Origin of the sequence: Acinetobacter sp. YH12064 (assembly GCF_013419735.1) — a bacterium.
GTDB lineage: Bacteria > Pseudomonadota > Gammaproteobacteria > Pseudomonadales > Moraxellaceae > Acinetobacter > Acinetobacter amyesii.
Genome location: NZ_VOZP01000006.1, coordinates 101,893 through 119,214, shown reverse-complemented (window position 1 = coordinate 119,214; position 17,322 = coordinate 101,893). Strand labels below are relative to the sequence as shown.

The window sequence follows — 17,322 nt, the reverse complement described above, 5'->3', positions numbered from 1 at the left end:
TATAAAAAGACTGGTAGACCCTAGGATGATGTTTACCAGCGAAACTTTTACGAATGCGTACTTATCGTCTGGAGAATCCGCAATTCATAACCAACCGCCCCTGCGGTGCTGTGGCAATAATATACAAAATAAAACATTAATATCAATCAAAATTTGATTTATTTTTAAATAAAAAATATTTTAATTCTTTTTCTTCTACAAAAAATGCTATATTTTATTGTTTTTTTTATATTTTTTATAAAATACAATTAATATTAAAGAATTATATTTCCTTTAACTTTTACTTTTTAATCAATCAATATTTGATTACTGGTAAACACATATCGTATATTCTTACTTACAAAAAATTACTCTTATTTATCAATAATTAGACGAAAAATAATTGTTATTTATGTGGCTATTTCCTACAATTGACATTTGAATTTACCGAACTCTTATCGACATTCTGTTACATTTAAGAGTCCTTAATTATTGTAAGCAGAATCAATGAAATATGAGTAATCTACAAGAAAAGTTAGCTTTTAGTGAACGCTTGAAACAGGCACTAATAGATTCAAATCACCCTATTAGCCCAACTTATTTATCAAAAGAGTTTAATCATAGATATGATGGCGCTCCTGTTTCAGTGCAATCGGCAAATAATTGGTTATTAGGTAAAGCGATTCCAAATCAAGATAAACTGGCTATTCTTTCTATTTGGCTCAATGTCACTAGCCAGTGGTTACGCTTTGGCGACAATACATTAGGATCATCCAATCTTGAGTCAAATGATCAATCAGAACTTGATTATTTTTTAAAATTTCGGACATTGAATGCAAGTCAAAAACAAATCATTAAAGATCTAATTGACCAATTCATTCAGAGATAGAAGTATCTTTATTCAATAATTTTAAATATTTTTTATTTTCAACTTCGTAATAATTAATTCTCTCTTCATAGTCACGTATTGTCTTATAAAGCATCTGTAACTCTTTTTTACTCACGAGAATTTTTTCACAATTGGGATCGAATACTTTTGAATGTTTATTCATACATTTTATTCGCTTACCGTCTTGATTTATCATTGCTATTCTTATAAAGCACATATTGATAAAATCATAAATTAAAATTTTAAATATTCCAATATATAAATCATACAAATCAATAACAATTTCTTATTCTTAATATAAAAAATAAAAATGATCATATGTTTTACATTAATTTGCCTCATGTTATTCAGATTAACACAAAATTACAACATACATCACAAAAAAAAACCCTGCAAAATGCAGGGTTTTTTATTTAGCAGTAATTAGCTTACATCATACCGCCCATGCCACCCATACCTCCCATATCAGGCATAGCAGGTTTGTCTTCTGGGATTTCAGTAATCATACATTCAGTTGTAAGCATAAGACCTGCAACAGATGCAGCATGCTCAAGCGCAGAACGCGTTACTTTAGCTGGGTCAAGAATACCCATTTCAAGCATATCGCCATACTCTGAAGTTGCAGCGTTATAACCGAAGTTACCTTCACCGTTTTTCACAGCATTGATTACAACTGATGGCTCATCACCAGAGTTTGCAACGATTTGACGAAGCGGTGCTTCAATTGCACGACGTAAAATATTGATACCAACATTTTGGTCATCGTTAGCACCAGACACACCTTCAAGTGCTTTTGCAGCACGTACAAGTGCAACACCACCACCTGCTACAACACCTTCTTCAACTGCAGCACGAGTTGCATGAAGTGCATCGTCAACGCGATCTTTCTTCTCTTTCATTTCAACTTCAGTTGCAGCGCCGATTTTGATTACAGCAACACCGCCTGCCAATTTAGCAACGCGTTCTTGAAGTTTTTCTTTGTCGTATTCTGAAGTTGATTCTTCAATTTGAGCACGAATTTGAGTTACACGTTCAGCAATTTGCTCTGCAACACCTGCACCATCAACAATTACTGTATTTTCTTTAGAAACAGTAACTTTATGCGCTGTACCTAAGTGCTCAAGTGTAGTTTGGTCTAAAGACATACCAACCTCTTCAGAAACTACAGTCGCGCCAGTTAAAATCGCGATGTCTTGAAGCATCGCTTTACGACGATCACCAAAACCAGGTGCTTTAACAGCACAAACTTTGATAATGCCACGCATGTTGTTTACAACAAGAGTTGCAAGTGCTTCACCTTCAACATCTTCAGCAATGATAAGAAGCGGTTTACCTGTTTTAGCAACAGCTTCAAGTACAGCAATTAATTCGCGGATGTTGCTGATTTTTTTATCAACAAGAAGAATGTATGGGTTTTCAAGTTCAGCTGTTAGTGTATCTTGCTTGTTTGCAAAGTACGGGCTGATGTAACCACGGTCAAACTGCATACCCTCTACAACATCTAGAGAATCTTCAAAGCCTGAACCCTCTTCAACTGTAATTACACCCTCTTTACCAACTTTTTCCATTGCTTGAGCAATAAGTTTACCAACAGTGGTGTCAGAGTTCGCAGAAATAGAACCTACTTGTTCAATCGCTTTAGAGTCAGATGCAGGTTTTGCAGTCGCTTTAATTTCAGCAACTACAGCTTTAACCGCGATGTCGATACCGCGTTTAAGATCCATTGGGTTCATACCCGCAGTTACTGATTTAATCCCTTCATTAAGGATTGCTTGTGCAAGAACAGTTGCAGTTGTTGTACCGTCACCCGCGATGTCGTTGGTTTTTGAAGACACTTCACGAACTAGCTGAGCGCCCATGTTTTCAAACTTGTCTTTTAACGTGATTTCTTTAGCAACAGAAACACCATCTTTAGTGATGTGCGGTGCACCGAAAGAACGGTCGATGACAACGTTACGGCCTTTAGGACCTAAAGTCACTTTTACAGCATCTGCAAGTACATTTACACCCGCGATCATTTTTGAACGCGCTGAATCACCAAATTTTACGTCTTTAGCTGACATGTCTAACTCCGAATCTTTTTAAAATTTTTAACAATTTATGATGAATAAAAGGGTCTAAATGCGTGTACGAAACTTAAGCTTCAAGTACCGCTAAGATGTCAGACTCTTTCATAATAAGAAGCTCTTCGCCTGCTACTTTTACTTTTGTACCGGCATAAGTGCCAAACAATACGTTGTCACCAACTTTAACGTCTAATGCACGTACGCCATTGTCAGTTACTTTGCCATTACCTACAGCGATTACTTCGCCTTGAGCAGGTTGTTCAGCTGCTGAAGTACTTAAAATAAGACCACCAGCAGTTTTAGTTTCCTTTTCAACACGGCGAATCACAACGTTGTCATGCAAAGGACGAATATTGCTCATAGTTAACTCCAGACTAAGTCTATTTACTAGATAAAAGACGATGACATTTTGATTTCCATAAGCCATCGACAAAAAATAATTTAGATGACACTTTTGTGGGGATGGAAAAAAACCCTTCAAGGGCAAAATTTAATTTTTTTCATTTTTTTGTATTTTTTTTCTTCAAAATTTAAATTTAAAGGATTAAAGCTCATCCAAAATATGAGTACTAAAATTTTCTTCGAATATTTTTAACTTTGAATTATAAAAATAATGCTGCACATTCATCTGCTCATCAATGACATTAAAACTGTTGGCAAGGTTATCGTGTAGGCGATATGACGTTGCAGTTCCAGCATGAATATCCCAAACTGGATGCGCAGCACCTAAAGCATAAATCTGATTGAGGTCATAGCTGGCTGGAACATGTAAATGCCCATGCAATAAACCATTTAAACCGTGTTGACTCCACTGTTCGAGTGCCAAACGCCCTTGAACAGGACAATCTTTCACACCATGCGGGTCATTGGGCGGCGTATAAAAAGGTTGATGCGCTATGATTAATTTCACTTTATTGGACGGCGCATGTCTAAGTAATTCCTCGACATGATGTATTTGCTCGAGCGACACATGCCCTCGCGTATGGTAACGACGGCGAATACTATTGATCCCAATTAAATAAAAATGCTCGGTTTCCAGTACATTTTCCATGGCACCAAAAAAAAGTTGATAACGTGCAAAAGGGCTAAAAACACGGTTCCATAAATGATATAGCGGAATATCATGATTCCCCGGCACAACGATATAAGGCAGCTTTAAGCTTTCTAAAAATTGCTTACATGCATAAAACTGACGATAACGCGCACGTTGGGTCAAGTCTCCACTGGCAACCACGGCCTCGATACGCTGTTCACGACAAAATTGCTGAATAGCGCGCATACACTCTGGCTTTTCAGTGCCGAAATGCAGATCAGACAGATGCAGTATCATGTGGCACCCGTATCTTTAAGGCTTGTTTTTGCACTCGAATTTTAAGCGGCGGTTTCATTTCTACAATCTCACCATCCACAGCAACGGTCATTTTTTTTCGTTGGGTATGTATGGTGACTTCATCAGCGGCAAAACTATACACATCTGGTGCATTGTCGATATTGCCACGGATCAATTGCCATAAAATTTTAAATAACGTTTTCTTATCACTTTTTGCGACCACCACACCTGCAACTTTACCTGCCTCTGCATCCTTAGCAATTTGCAAGTTTAAATCGGCCAATTGCAATTGATTATTGCCAAAAAAGATCAAGGGCGTTTTGACTGGATAAATATGATGATCCACTTCTATTTCCAATTTCAGCTCTTTACGATCTCGAATCAGCACATCCAAACCTGAGGTATAAGCATGCAATGGGAAACGCCCAAACTTTTGATTATAAAATTCTCTTTTTTGTATAAATAAAGGATACAAGCCCAAACTGGCATTATTTAAATAGATATGTTCATTGATTTGCGCCACGTGCACCTGTCGATTATTGCCTGTCGCAATCACCTGTGCCGCTTGAATTAAATCGAGAGGAATATTGAGTACCCGCGCCACATAATTAAATGTGCCCAAAGGTAAGACCCCCATAGGAATATCGGTATGCATCAACTGATGAGCAACAGCATTTAAGGTTCCATCACCACCTGCAGCAACCACAACACCCAAATTATCAGGGTCTTGATGGCGTGCAAATACCTTGCTCATTAAAGTATCAAAACTCGCTTCCTGCCCAAGCTCAAATGACTGTATTTCGAAATTATGATCGGATAATATCCGCACAAGCTCCTCGTAGACTTCATCTTTATTTGCAGCATGAAATCCTGATTTTTTATTATAGATAATAGATAAAGGCTTGGCTTGTTTAATCACTTTTTATACATCTTGGCCGCTTAGTATTGTATTTTGTCGAATTTAACAGCAAATAATAGCGCCTTTATGTAAAAATCGAATTACCACCATTTATTTAATCAATAATAATTCTCAAATATCAATTACATGCAACTTTTTGTTTTTATTAAAAATAACTATATAAAATATTGTCCATCACGTTAATAAATAAAGTTAAAATTCACCATATAACATGTTAAGTTATTGTATTTTATCTATATTTAATATAAATAGCATTAACTACCAAAAAAAATCTACCACTTCTTTAGTCTTATTTTTTTTATGATTTTATGCTTTAATACAGCCACTTTTTTTTTCATCTTTTATCTGCATGATGTATCCCATGATGCAGATTATACTTTGTACGGTTAGTACATTTTTGAGATAGGCCTCACCATGACCCAAGTGAACGCACCAGAATTCGTTCGTCACCCTAAGCTCATTGCTTGGGTGGAAGAAATTGCCAAATTAACCAAACCAGCAAAAATCGAATGGTGTGACGGTAGCGCAGAAGAATATCAACGTTATATCGACTTGATGATCGCTAACGGCACTATGCAAGAACTTAACCAAGAAAAACATCCTGGTTCTTACCTTGCTAATTCTGATCCTTCTGACGTTGCTCGTGTTGAAGGTCGTACTTACATCTGTTCTGAAAAACAAGAAGATGCAGGCGCAACAAACAACTGGGAAGCTCCAGCTGAAATGCGTGCTCGTCTGAATGGTTTATTTGACGGTTCAATGAAAGGCCGTACTTTGTACGTAGTTCCTTTCTCTATGGGTCCTTTAGGTTCTCATATTGCTCACATCGGTATCGAACTTACTGATTCTCCTTACGTTGCTGTAAGCATGTCTAAAATGGCTCGTATGGGTAAAGCTGTTTATGACGTACTTGGTACTGACGGTGACTTCATTCCTTGCGTACACACTGTTGGTGCTCCGCTTGAAGAAGGTCAAAAAGACGTTGCTTGGCCTTGCAACCCTGAAAAATACATCGTTCATTATCCAGAAACTCGTGAAATCTGGTCTTACGGTTCTGGTTACGGCGGTAACGCATTGTTGGGTAAAAAATGCCTAGCTTTACGTATTGCATCTTCTATGGGTCGTCAACAAGGTTGGTTAGCTGAACATATGCTCATCCTTGGCGTGACTAACCCACAAGGCGAAAAACACTACATCGCAGCTGCATTCCCTTCTGCTTGTGGTAAAACAAACTTCGCAATGTTGATTCCACCAGCGGGTTACGAAGGTTGGAAAATTGAAACTGTAGGTGACGATATTGCTTGGATCAAACCAGGTGAAGATGGTCGTTTATATGCAATCAACCCTGAAGCTGGTTTCTTCGGTGTAGCACCTGGTACAAATACCAAGACTAACCCGAACTGTATGGCGACTCTTCATAAAGACGTAATCTATACCAACGTTGCTGTAACTGACGAAGGTGAAGTATGGTGGGAAGGTCTGACTAAAGAAGCGCCTGCTAACTTGACTAACTGGAAAGGTCAACCACACACCGGCGAAGAAAAAGCAGCTCATCCAAATGCTCGTTTCACTGTTTCAGCTGGTCAATGTCCTTCTATTGATGCTGACTGGGAAAATCCAGCAGGTGTTCCAATTTCTGCGTTCATCTTCGGTGGTCGTCGTGCAGACACAGTGCCTCTAATTTCAGAAGCATTTGACTGGGTTGACGGTGTTTACAAAGCTGCAACTATGGGCTCTGAAACAACTGCTGCTGCTGTTGGTCAACAAGGTATCGTTCGTCGTGACCCATTCGCAATGCTTCCATTTGCGGGTTACAACATGGCTGACTACTTCTCTCACTGGTTAGAACTTGGTGAAGAAGTTGCTGCTAAAGCTAAAGCTGCTGGCAATAAACTTCCTGGTATCTACAACGTGAACTGGTTCCGTCGTGATGCTGAAGGTAACTTTGTATGGCCTGGTTTCGGTCAAAACATGCGTGTTCTTGAGTGGATCATTGACCGTTGTGAAGGTCGTGCAGACGCTGTTGAAACACCTATCGGCCTTGTTCCAACATACGAACAATTGAACTGGACTGGTTCAGACTTCACTAAAGAGCAATTCGAGCTTGTAACTTCTCAAGATAAAGATCAATGGATCAAAGAACTTGAAAGCCACACTGAATTGTTCAACAAACTTGGTGATCGCTTACCAAAAGCACTTAAAGTACGTCAAGACGAACTTTTAGAAGCTGTAAAAAAATCTGCTTAATCGGCCTTTAATTTCCCTCCATTAAAAGAGGGATTAAGAAAGATTTAAAAGACCGCCTTGCGCGGTCTTTTTTATATCAACTAAGCCACATCTTGAGCTTTTTGCTTTATTCGTATTGCCATTAAGTACTCGTCCAAAACATCAACTTCAGATGCACTGAATTGCAAATATAAGTTTGTGCGTCTTTGCAAAATATCTTCAGAGCTTCTCGCCCACTCATGCTCAACCAAATAATCTACTTCTTGAGCATACAAGCCATGCCCGAAGTTTTGCCCAAGCTCATCAATCGAAGTTAAATGATTCAGCAAAATCCAGACACGTGTTCCATAAGCATGCGCCCAACGACTTGCTAGACTGCTTGAAACACCTTTAACATTTTGTTGGATTTCAACTATCAACTGCTCGATTGATTCTAAATTTTCCGCACCAGGCAATGCTGTATTAGCAGTCCAAGGCTTGGATCGATGATGAAAAACAGTTTTAAGCTGATCTAGCGCCGCTTCTGCGAGTTTTCGATAGGTGGTGAGCTTGCCACCAAAAATTGATAGCAATGCTGCACCTTCTACATCTGTCAGTGCCAAAGTATAATCTCGCGTGACTGCTGCTGGATTATCTGATTCATCATCACACAGCGGACGCACACCTGAATAGGTTGAAATTATGTCCGTTTGCGTCAATTGAGTTTTAAAGTGATCATTTGACACATCAAGCAAGTAATCGATTTCTTCTTGGCTTATCTTTACTCGATTTGGGTCTGCATGATATTCACGATCTGTCGTGCCGATCAAGGTATATTGTTCTAAATATGGGATCGCAAAAACAATGCGATGATCATCATTTTGCATAATAAAAGCTTTATCACCATCAAAGAGCTTTGGAACAATGATATGGCTACCTTGTATCAGCCGTATACCATAAGGTGACTCTTGCTTTAAACCCTGTTTTATAAAGTCAGCAACCCAAGGACCTGCCGCATTCACCAATACTTTAGCCTGCGCATTTTGCAAACCCTTAGCATTTTTTAAACACACCTGCCAAATGCCACCTTTACTATATGCATTTAAACATTCTGTTCGAGTCAGAATCTGTGCACCATGTTCTCGTGCTTGTATTGCATTGAGTACAACCAAGCGTGCATCATCCACAACGCAGTCGGAATATTCAAACCCTCGAGTAAATCTGGGTGCTAAAGGACTAACTTTCACATCAAATTCAATACCATTGGAGCCAGCAAGCTGTTCTCGCTTACCCAAATAATCATAAAAGAATAATCCAGTCCGAATTAGCCAAGCCGGACGTAAGTGCGGTTCATGTGGCATGATAAAACGCATAGGTCGAATAATATGAGGGGCTTTTTTTAGGAGAACCTCGCGTTCTGCGAGTGCTTCACGTACCAAACGAAATTCTTTATGTTCTAAATAGCGCAGACCACCATGAATTAACTTGCTGCTTGCAGATGAAGTATGGCTCGCGAGATCGTCTTTTTCGCAGAGCAAAACACTTAACCCCCGCCCCGCTGCATCACAGGCAATACCAACACCATTGATTCCACCACCAATGACCACCATGTCATATATTGATTGTTGTTGTGTATTCATCGCTCCCTCCCGCTATGCCTTTTTTATTCAACAATTCATCGTTTTCTTTGCTTTATTATTTTTCTCATTGATCATCATTTTTTGATCAAGACACCTATTTTAGTCACAACATCCTGACACTGAGTTTTTGTATCCTTTATTAAATGAGAAGTTATATTTTAAATGTACGTTTAAAAGACTGCTGGCTCAAGCATGAAATTAATCATTTTAATGTCCAAACCCTTATTCAAAGCAAAATTCATGACAAGCCGTTGATTTGTACACTTTTTCAACAAAACCTCTTTTTTAGTTTACATTTCATGCTTTTCGATACGCATAAGATATTTTCACACAATAAAAAAAGATGGATTTTAAAATGACGGAAGAAATTGTTACTCAATCAAATTTAGATACAAAGACCCGAGTGAAATCCATTCTCGGTGGTTCAGCCGGTAATCTTGTTGAATGGTACGATTGGTATGTCTATGCAGCATTCACCCTCTATTTCGCCCATGCTTTTTTCCCTCAGGGCAGCCAGACTGCACAGCTTCTCCAAGCTGCGGCCATCTTTGCAGTCGGTTTCCTCATGCGACCCATTGGTGCATGGATTATGGGGATCTATTCAGACAAAAAAGGTCGAAAGTCAGGTTTAACCCTCTCCGTCACACTCATGTGTATCGGCTCATTGATGATTGCCATTTCTCCAACGCATGACCAAATTGGTATTTTGGCGCCGATTATTCTTGTGGTTGCACGACTAATTCAAGGTTTAAGTGTCGGCGGTGAATATGGCGCTAGTGCGACCTACCTCAGTGAAATGGCTGACCGCGACCGTCGTGGTTTTTTTTCAAGCTTTCAGTATGTGACACTGATTGCAGGTCAGTTGACTGCACTGTGCGTACTACTTATTTTGCAATGGGTGCTGACCGAAGAACAATTGCATGATTGGGGCTGGCGTATTCCATTCTTTATCGGTGCGTGTTTAGCGGTAGTGGTTTTCCGTATTCGACGTGGCCTACTAGAAACCCAGTCCTTCAAAAATGCACAAGAGCAAAAGGACCAGCCTGAATCAGGCTTATTTTCTCTATTTAAGCATTATCCGAAAGAAGCATTCACGGTGTTATTTTTAACAGCTGGGGGTACATTGGCTTTTTATACCTACACCACCTATTTGCAAAAATATCTGGTCAATACCTCTGGCTTTAGTAAACCTGAGGCCACGCAAATCACCACTTTAGCACTGTTTATTTTTATGTGCTTACAACCACTAGCAGGTGGTCTATCCGATAAAATTGGTCGTAAGCCTCTAATGATCGCCTTCGGGATCTTAGGGGTGCTGTTCACCTATGTTCTATTTAGTGCCTTAGGACAAACTCAAGATTATTGGACTGCATTTTGGCTCTGTCTCGCAGGTCTAGTGATTGTCACGGGATACACCTCGATCAATGCGGTTGTAAAAGCAGAAATGTTCCCTGCGCATATTCGCGCATTGGGTGTTGCACTGCCTTATGCTCTTGCAAATACCATCTTTGGTGGTACGGCAGAATTCTTCGCGCTGAGTTTTAAAGAAGCTGGTCACGAGTCATGGTTCTTTATCTATGTGACCATCATGATTTTTATTTCGTTATTGGTCTACGTCTTTATGAAAGACACCAAACACCATTCCAAAATTCAGGAGCATTGATCAGGGTTATTTGAAGATGAGTTATTGATCAATCTGATCAAAAACAGCATGTTTTCCCCATCAAAGCCTCAGTCTATGAGGCTTTGTTTTTTTCATTTAGTCGTGAAAAATGTATCTGGTCAAAAATATCGCATTTTATAGACTAAAGTCGCATGATTTTCTGCGACAACAGGAGTATAAATTAAATAAATATAGTTCCATCTCCCATTTCGACAAAATATATTGATTTAAACTTTTCCCAAAGAGTTTAAATGGATATGTTTTGCATTCATTCCTTGGAGAATGATGTGTCAAACTCATCTGAGCCTGTTGTTCCTGAACAATTGGATAGAAAAACTCGTGTCAAATCTATCCTCGGCGGATCTGCCGGCAACCTCGTTGAATGGTACGACTGGTATGTCTACGCTGCCTTTACCCTTTACTTTGCACCGCAATTTTTCCCTGATGGTGACAATACTGTAAAACTCTTACAAGCGGCTGCAGTCTTTGCACTCGGTTTCTTAATGCGTCCAATCGGCGCATGGGTCATGGGTATTTATGCTGACCGTAAAGGTCGTAAAGCAGGTTTAACGCTGTCTGTATCGTTGATGTGTGTCGGCTCACTGATGATCGCATGTGCACCAACCTACGATTCTGTAGGGATGCTCGCACCCGCTATTCTACTTTTAGCGCGTTTACTCCAAGGCTTAAGTGTTGGTGGTGAATATGGCTCTAGTGCGACCTATTTGACTGAAATGGCAGGTAAAAACCATCGTGGTTTCTTCTCAAGTTTCCAATATGTCACACTGATTTCAGGTCAGCTATTGGCTCTTTGCGTTTTAATTATCTTACAACGCAATTTCTCAGAACAAGCTTTAACTGAATGGGGCTGGCGTGTTCCGTTCTTCATCGGTGCATTACTCGCTATTGTGGTGTTCTGGATTCGTCGCGGTTTAGTTGAAACTCAATCCTCTAAAGAAGCTCAAGAACAAGCTAAAAATGGTGGTCCAAAATCAGGTGCTTTAGCGTTATTTACCAAATACCCTAAACAAGCCTTCACTGTGATCATGTTGACTGCCGGTGGTACTTTAGCGTTCAACACTTTTACCACATATTTACAAAAATATTTGGTCAACACGTCTGGCTTTGAAAAAACCACAGCAACTGAAATTACCACTGCTGCAATTTTCATCTTCATGCTTTTACAACCTGCTGTCGGTGCGCTTTCAGATAAAATTGGTCGTAAGCCAATTATGATCGCCTTTGGTGTGCTTGGTGTGCTGTTTACCATTCCTATTTTCAATGGTATCGGTTCAACTACCAGCCCAACCACAGCATTTATGCTTTGCATGAGCGGTATGGTGATTGTCACTGGTTATACTGCGATTAATGCCGTAGTAAAAGCAGAGTTGTTCCCTGCACACATCCGTGCCCTAGGTGTTGCATTGCCTTATGCCATTGCAAATACACTCTTTGGTGGTACCGCAGAACTTGTAGCTTTGAGCTTCAAAAATGCAGGCCATGAAAACTACTTCTTCTACTACATTACATTCATGATTGGTTTATCTTTAATTACCTATGTCTTCATGAAAGATACTAAAAAACATAGCATGATCACTGACGATTAATTCGCTCAGCCCTGCTATTCCACTTAAGCTCATCAAAGCCTATTTTGATGAGCTTTTTTTATCTCCATTTCCATCTACTCATCGTTTCGGCTGCATCAAAGATTTAATCAAACTTCTTTGGCTTTCTTTGTTTTCGCCATCGAGTCGACAGACGGACTATGGCATACTGAGCATACAAATAAAGACGGCGAATGAATGATGAAAAATATTTACAAAGTTTTAAGTTTGAGTATTGTTGCAATGTCGATGGCTGCTTGCCAAAGCACTCCACGTGCTTTTAATGGTCAAACGGGCTTTCAAATAGAGTCCAAATCTGCAGATAGCGCAACACTTGCATATACTTTAGCGGGTCGCCAAAACCAACAACTGGATGCCAATAAATTACAACGTGCTTGCCAAAAAGTATTAAATACGCAAAAGACCTATAAATTACAAATCTTAAGCGTGAACGAAATTGCAAATCCTGCTTTGGAAAATACCCAGTACGGCCGTCAAATTGGTAATACACGTGCGAACTTCGGTCTATCAAATACTCCTGATCTACGTAACTCTGAAAACTTAGGCGCGCGTGATGCACTCGATGCTCGCCCTGCAACCTTACGTGTGGTTCGCTATACTTGTTCTTAATCAAATTTGCTGTTCAAAAGACAAAAATAAGACGCTTAAAGCGTCTTATTTTTTATGGGTTCAATATTTATAGGGTTTTATAAAAACTCACATTTCGAAACTCAGGTGATTCATCCAAATCAGGCCATGTTGTTGCGCTACGTTCATCGAGTTTTTCATATTTAGGATGACTAAAGTTTTTCACACGACTGTCTGCCACCCACACCTCTGGAGCAAACTTTAAAAATTCATCCAAAAAGAAACGATTGCATTGGTCATACAGCACATCGGCAGCCAATAAAATATCGACTTGTTCGGCTTTATACAGATCGTCCAAATATTCAAGTTCAAGATTATTCAGCTCTGCATTGGCACGGCAGGCATCTAGGCTTACTTGGTCGATGTCACAGCAGATCACGCGTTTCGCCCCTGCCATTTTCGCGGCAATCGCCACCACGCCTGAACCTGCACCAAAGTCTAACACCACTTTATCTTTGACATGATGCGGCTCTGCCAATAACCACTGCGCCATCGCAAGACCAGAAGCCCAGCAGAAAATCCAATACGGTGTGTCACTCCATATACGGCGAATGACTTCATCATCCAATTTATCGGTTGGAAATACAGGCGGTATCAACCATAAAGAAATGGGGGTTTCAGGCAACTGTTGTGCATGTAATTCACAATGCGGAATGACTTCATGCAGTGCTTTCAGTAAATGTTCAGGGGCTTTGGGGAATTGGAAAGTACAGCTCATTGGAATTTTATTTTTCGAATATGCAGAGTTTTAGTGTCATAAAAGCCTAAATTAAGATCGGAAGTTCCCTCTCCTTTTAAAGGAGAGGGTTAGGGAGAGGATTATTTATAAAAAAGCACCCTCACCCCAACCCTCTCCCACAGGGAGAGGGAGCAACATAGAATCAATTTGAGACGATCAGTTCCCTATACTTTTAGGAGATGAGAAGCACTGCTTCGCAAGAGAGAGGTCTAAAGATTAACCCAACGCTTTTTCAGCAGCTTCAACAGTTTGACGAATCAACGTTGTAATGGTCATAGGACCTACACCACCCGGAACAGGTGTATAAGCAGAAGCAACTTCTTCAATACCCACCAATTGGATATCACCTACACCGCCGCCATCACGTGGATGAAAGCCAGCATCAACAACCACTGCACCTGGTTTGATCCAATCTTTTTGAATCAATTCAGCTTTACCTACCGCACCCACAATAATGTCAGCTTGCTTAACAAAGTCAGCTAAGTTTTGAGTACGTGAGTGGCAAGTGGTCACTGTTGCATTCGCTTCAAGTAGCATCGCAGACATTGGTTTACCCAAAATTGCAGAACGACCCACAACAACCGCATGTTTCCCTGCGATTTCAATGTTGTTTTCTTTTAAAATGGTCATGATGCCTGCAGGAGTCGCTGAACCATATGCAGCTTCACCCATCGCCATACGGCCGAAACCTAAGCAGGTCACGCCATCTACGTCTTTTTCAAGAGAGATCGCATCGAAACAAGCACGCTCATCAATTTGAGCAGGTACGGGGTGTTGTAACAAAATACCGTGAACATCTGGATTTGCATTCAATTTTTCAATTTCAGCAAGCAATTGCTCAGTTGTGGTTTCTTTAGGAAGCTCAACTTTTAATGAATCCATACCAACACGGCGGCAAGCATTCCCTTTCATACGTACATAAGTTGCAGATGCACCATCGTCACCTACCAAAATAGTCGCAAGAATTGGGGTACGACCAGTTTTCTCTTTTAGCGCTTCTACGCGAGTCAACAAGTCAGCTTCAATTTTCTTCGCCAATGCACGACCATCTAAAACTAATGCCACGGCACTTCTCCAAGTGATGATATGAATCAATTTTGCACATAATACATGATTATTTTAAATTTTTTACCTTGTATGCTGCTTTTATGCTCATACAGATGAATCTGCTATTGTTTTTTTTTCAGAGCTTGCTAATATACGCATCAACAAGACATGGCGGGGTGGCAGAGTGGTCATGCAGCGGACTGCAACTCCGTGTACGCCGGTTCGATTCCGACCTCCGCCTCCAATCTTGTTAAGCCCGAGTGGTGAAATCGGTAGACACAGGGGATTTAAAATCCCCCGCCCACAAAGCGTGCCAGTTCGAGTCTGGCCTCGGGCACCATTATTCTATTGAAGATGGTGTAATAAAGAACCCAGCGATAAGCTGGTTTTTTTATGCCTAAAATTTAGCAACAGATGTTACGCACGTAAAAGTAATTTCACATTATTTACCGATATTTAAATCTACTCGACAGAGTCTTACATCTAGGGATTGAATAAAGGGATTAGCCTTCGGCTGGAGGTACTTTTGTTTCGGCAAAATGAGAAGCGAAGCTTCGCAAGGAAACCATCTTGCGGTGCAATGCACATCACCAACAAAACTCGTTCACTAGCGTCTACTTATTCAAAGTATTGCAAAAACATTTTTGATTAAAAACAACCCTGTCTCAAACACTTGCGGATGACCTTACCGCGTATCATTCTTTTATTTGAATCAAATTGTGCTTTTGATGTTACTGCGTCAAATCAGATAGGAATACAATAAAAAAGAGGGACATTGCCCTCCTTAATTATTTTAAAACACCCTACAAATACAGCGTGTTTTAAAAAAAAACTTTAGATCACTTCAACCACAATCTTACCCACATGCTCGCCTGTATCCATGGCTGCATGTGCTTCTTGAATTTGGTCAAACTTAAATGTTTTGTAAATCATTGGCAGGCATTCACCTTTAGACCATAACGGAACAACATTTTCCTGAATGCCTTTGGCAATCTCTGCTTTTTCTGCAGTATTACGCGCACGCATGGTTGAGCCTGTAATGGTCAAACGCTTCATCATGATTTGACCCAGTTTTACTTCTTTGGCTTTTGCACCACCTAAGAAGGCTATATAGACCAAACGACCATCACGACGTAATAGATTGAGGTTCTGCGCCAAATACGGTGCGCCAACGATATCTAAAATAACATCTACACCTTGCTCATTGGTCGCTTCATTAATCACTTGCTCAAAGTCTTGAGTCTTGTAGTTAATCGCATGCGTGATATCAGAGATCGCTGCCACTTTTTCATCTGAACCGACTGTTGCAAAGGTTTTCATACCTAAAGCATTACACAACATAATCGCTGTAGTACCAATACCGCTAGTACCGCCATGAATAAGTACCGTTTCACCTGCTTTGGCTTTACCCATTTGGAATACATTTGCCCAAACTGTAAAGAACGTTTCAGGAATGGCCGCTGCTTGAGTAAAGCTGACGCCTTCAGGAATACTCAAAGTTTGGCTTTCAGGTACAACACAATACTCAGCATAACCGCCACCATTGGTTAGACCACAGACTTTATCACCCACTTTAAACAAGGTGACATCGGCACCGACTGCAACCACTTCACCTGCCACTTCCAGACCCGGTACTGTTGTTACCCCTTTCGGCATTGGGTACAAGCCTTGGCGCTGTAAAATGTCTGGACGGTTAATACCAAAGGCATGCACTTTAACCAACACTTCATCCGCTTTCGCATCTGGGATGGCAACGCTTTCATACGCCAGTTTATCGACACCGCCCGGTTCAGTAATAATGACCTGCTGCATGCTTTGCTGTGACATTGTTTTTCCTTTTCAATTATTGACTATTCATCTATCTCTGCACTATTTGAACATAGAAAGCATACAGATTGAATAACAATGGACTTATGTATAATTGGCTGACTATTTAGCAAATTAATAATAGGCAGCACATGGTTCAGGTTGTTGAATATAACGAAGATAACGCCAGCGACTATGAATGGTTCGATGGTTTTGCCGTGATTCGTTTCTATGCAGACTGGTGCGCGCCCTGTGTGCAGAACTTCCCTGTATTTGAGCAGTGCGCAAGTCAAATGTCCGCACAGCATGCACAGCTCAAATTTGGCAAGGTAAATATTGATTCCTCACCGATACTAACCTTGCGCTATAACGTTTATGGACTACCTTCAACCTTAGTATTTTATCGCGGGCAAGTCATTCAACGTATTGCAGGTGTCAAATCACTGACTGAATTAACAGCCATCATTCAAGATGCTATGCAGTCACACTCAATACATGACTAAATAGATGTGCCTTTTATTTGGATGCAGCCTCATTCGGCAGACGGACAAACTTCATTAGCGTATTACGCACCAATGGCAACACGATCAAAATGAGCGGAAAGGCCATCATCCACGACATGCTCCATGCGCGCAGCCAAATGCCAAGAAAGCCTTCAACTAAGCCTTTATTCATCAGCATGTTAAAGCAGGAAATTGAACCGCTCATAATGCCGGACAAGATTAAGGGCATCAGCCAAGTCATGTGTTTGGGATGAAATTTTGGGAGTTGATTCATCTGTAAATAC

At 40.3% G+C, this 17,322-nt stretch carries 15 protein-coding genes and 2 tRNA genes; 8 read left to right on the top strand and 9 right to left on the bottom strand.

Annotation, left to right across the window (positions count from 1 at the left end; all coding sequences use genetic code 11):
* The first annotated feature begins 493 nt into the window (after nucleotides 1–493).
* Entirely contained in the window at nucleotides 494–868 is a 375-nt protein-coding gene (locus FTU13_RS07730; RefSeq protein WP_180024135.1) for a hypothetical protein, read from the top strand.
* Nucleotides 869–1,296: 428 nt separating this feature from the next.
* Here the strand turns inward: FTU13_RS07730 and groL are convergent, their stop codons facing one another.
* The 4 genes from groL to FTU13_RS07710 form a co-directional block, all read right to left on the bottom strand.
* Nucleotides 1,297–2,931: a chaperonin GroEL gene (gene groL / locus FTU13_RS07725; protein ID WP_078192965.1), complete on the bottom strand. Its 1,635-nt coding sequence runs from the start codon at nucleotides 2,929–2,931 to the stop codon at nucleotides 1,297–1,299.
* 73 nt (nucleotides 2,932–3,004) lie between these two features.
* Nucleotides 3,005–3,295, bottom strand: a complete 291-nt coding sequence (gene groES / locus FTU13_RS07720; RefSeq protein ID WP_078192966.1) for a co-chaperone GroES — start codon at nucleotides 3,293–3,295, stop codon at nucleotides 3,005–3,007.
* A 183-nt stretch (nucleotides 3,296–3,478) separates the two neighbouring features.
* Nucleotides 3,479–4,264, bottom strand: coding sequence for a metallophosphoesterase (locus tag FTU13_RS07715; RefSeq protein WP_180126596.1), 786 nt, complete (start codon nucleotides 4,262–4,264; stop codon nucleotides 3,479–3,481).
* Nucleotides 4,245–5,183: a diacylglycerol kinase family protein gene (locus FTU13_RS07710; protein ID WP_180024133.1), complete on the bottom strand. Its 939-nt coding sequence runs from the start codon at nucleotides 5,181–5,183 to the stop codon at nucleotides 4,245–4,247. Before FTU13_RS07710 ends, FTU13_RS07715 begins: the two co-directional genes overlap by 20 nt.
* Nucleotides 5,184–5,597: 414 nt before the next feature.
* Between FTU13_RS07710 and FTU13_RS07705 the strand changes: the two genes are divergently transcribed.
* Nucleotides 5,598–7,430, top strand: coding sequence for a phosphoenolpyruvate carboxykinase (GTP) (locus tag FTU13_RS07705; protein WP_180007483.1), 1,833 nt, complete (start codon nucleotides 5,598–5,600; stop codon nucleotides 7,428–7,430).
* A gap of 80 nt (nucleotides 7,431–7,510) precedes the next feature.
* On the opposite strand, the gene glpD is transcribed toward FTU13_RS07705, so the two are convergent.
* A complete protein-coding gene (gene glpD / locus FTU13_RS07700) occupies nucleotides 7,511–9,028 on the bottom strand; it encodes a glycerol-3-phosphate dehydrogenase (protein WP_180126598.1) in 1,518 nt (505 codons plus the stop codon).
* Nucleotides 9,029–9,371: 343 nt separating this feature from the next.
* On the opposite strand from glpD, the gene FTU13_RS07695 reads away from it, so the two are divergent.
* From FTU13_RS07695 to FTU13_RS07685, 3 genes are all read left to right on the top strand, one after another.
* Entirely contained in the window at nucleotides 9,372–10,691 is a 1,320-nt protein-coding gene (locus FTU13_RS07695; protein WP_180126600.1) for an MFS transporter, read from the top strand.
* A gap of 287 nt (nucleotides 10,692–10,978) precedes the next feature.
* The gene (locus FTU13_RS07690; RefSeq protein WP_078190125.1) at nucleotides 10,979–12,298 is read left to right on the top strand and encodes an MFS transporter; all 1,320 of its coding nucleotides are present in this window, start codon (nucleotides 10,979–10,981) and stop codon (nucleotides 12,296–12,298) included.
* Nucleotides 12,299–12,496: 198 nt separating this feature from the next.
* Nucleotides 12,497–12,925, top strand: coding sequence for a hypothetical protein (locus tag FTU13_RS07685; protein ID WP_180049149.1), 429 nt, complete (start codon nucleotides 12,497–12,499; stop codon nucleotides 12,923–12,925).
* A gap of 67 nt (nucleotides 12,926–12,992) precedes the next feature.
* Here FTU13_RS07685 and FTU13_RS07680 read toward each other — a convergent pair whose 3' ends face one another.
* The gene (locus FTU13_RS07680; protein WP_180121712.1) at nucleotides 12,993–13,661 is read right to left on the bottom strand and encodes a methyltransferase; all 669 of its coding nucleotides are present in this window, start codon (nucleotides 13,659–13,661) and stop codon (nucleotides 12,993–12,995) included.
* A 237-nt stretch (nucleotides 13,662–13,898) separates the two neighbouring features.
* Entirely contained in the window at nucleotides 13,899–14,747 is an 849-nt protein-coding gene (gene folD / locus FTU13_RS07675; RefSeq protein WP_078192972.1) for a bifunctional methylenetetrahydrofolate dehydrogenase/methenyltetrahydrofolate cyclohydrolase FolD, read from the bottom strand.
* 152 nt (nucleotides 14,748–14,899) lie between these two features.
* Here folD and FTU13_RS07670 point away from each other — a divergent pair.
* Together FTU13_RS07670 and FTU13_RS07665 are read left to right on the top strand one after the other, a co-directional pair.
* Nucleotides 14,900–14,973: transfer RNA gene (locus FTU13_RS07670), tRNA-Cys, on the top strand.
* Between the two features lie 10 nt (nucleotides 14,974–14,983).
* Nucleotides 14,984–15,069, top strand: a tRNA-Leu gene (locus FTU13_RS07665).
* A gap of 494 nt (nucleotides 15,070–15,563) precedes the next feature.
* Here the strand turns inward: FTU13_RS07665 and FTU13_RS07660 are convergent.
* Nucleotides 15,564–16,556, bottom strand: coding sequence for an NAD(P)H-quinone oxidoreductase (locus tag FTU13_RS07660; RefSeq protein ID WP_180126602.1), 993 nt, complete (start codon nucleotides 16,554–16,556; stop codon nucleotides 15,564–15,566).
* A 131-nt stretch (nucleotides 16,557–16,687) separates the two neighbouring features.
* Between FTU13_RS07660 and FTU13_RS07655 the strand changes: the two genes are divergently transcribed.
* Nucleotides 16,688–17,038 carry a co-chaperone YbbN gene (locus FTU13_RS07655; protein ID WP_180115380.1) on the top strand — a complete coding sequence of 117 codons (351 nt, stop codon included), beginning with the start codon at nucleotides 16,688–16,690 and terminating at the stop codon, nucleotides 17,036–17,038.
* 13 nt (nucleotides 17,039–17,051) lie between these two features.
* Here FTU13_RS07655 and FTU13_RS07650 read toward each other — a convergent pair whose 3' ends face one another.
* Entirely contained in the window at nucleotides 17,052–17,312 is a 261-nt protein-coding gene (locus FTU13_RS07650; protein ID WP_180126604.1) for a DUF2798 domain-containing protein, read from the bottom strand.
* Nucleotides 17,313–17,322 lie beyond the last annotated feature (10 nt).

Bases quoted from the DNA above. Each gene is read 5' to 3' on its own strand.
- FTU13_RS07730 (WP_180024135.1), top strand. From the start codon at position 494: ATGAGTAATCTACAAGAAAAGTTAGCTTTTAGTGAACGCTTGAAACAG.
- groL (WP_078192965.1), bottom strand. From the start codon at position 2,931: ATGTCAGCTAAAGACGTAAAATTTGGTGATTCAGCGCGTTCAAAAATG.
- groES (WP_078192966.1), bottom strand. From the start codon at position 3,295: ATGAGCAATATTCGTCCTTTGCATGACAACGTTGTGATTCGCCGTGTT.
- FTU13_RS07715 (WP_180126596.1), bottom strand. From the start codon at position 4,264: ATGATACTGCATCTGTCTGATCTGCATTTCGGCACTGAAAAGCCAGAG.
- FTU13_RS07705 (WP_180007483.1), top strand. From the start codon at position 5,598: ATGACCCAAGTGAACGCACCAGAATTCGTTCGTCACCCTAAGCTCATT.
- glpD (WP_180126598.1), bottom strand. From the start codon at position 9,028: ATGAATACACAACAACAATCAATATATGACATGGTGGTCATTGGTGGT.
- FTU13_RS07695 (WP_180126600.1), top strand. From the start codon at position 9,372: ATGGATTTTAAAATGACGGAAGAAATTGTTACTCAATCAAATTTAGAT.
- FTU13_RS07685 (WP_180049149.1), top strand. From the start codon at position 12,497: ATGAAAAATATTTACAAAGTTTTAAGTTTGAGTATTGTTGCAATGTCG.
- FTU13_RS07680 (WP_180121712.1), bottom strand. From the start codon at position 13,661: ATGAGCTGTACTTTCCAATTCCCCAAAGCCCCTGAACATTTACTGAAA.
- FTU13_RS07660 (WP_180126602.1), bottom strand. From the start codon at position 16,556: ATGTCACAGCAAAGCATGCAGCAGGTCATTATTACTGAACCGGGCGGT.
- FTU13_RS07655 (WP_180115380.1), top strand. From the start codon at position 16,688: ATGGTTCAGGTTGTTGAATATAACGAAGATAACGCCAGCGACTATGAA.
- FTU13_RS07650 (WP_180126604.1), bottom strand. From the start codon at position 17,312: ATGAATCAACTCCCAAAATTTCATCCCAAACACATGACTTGGCTGATG.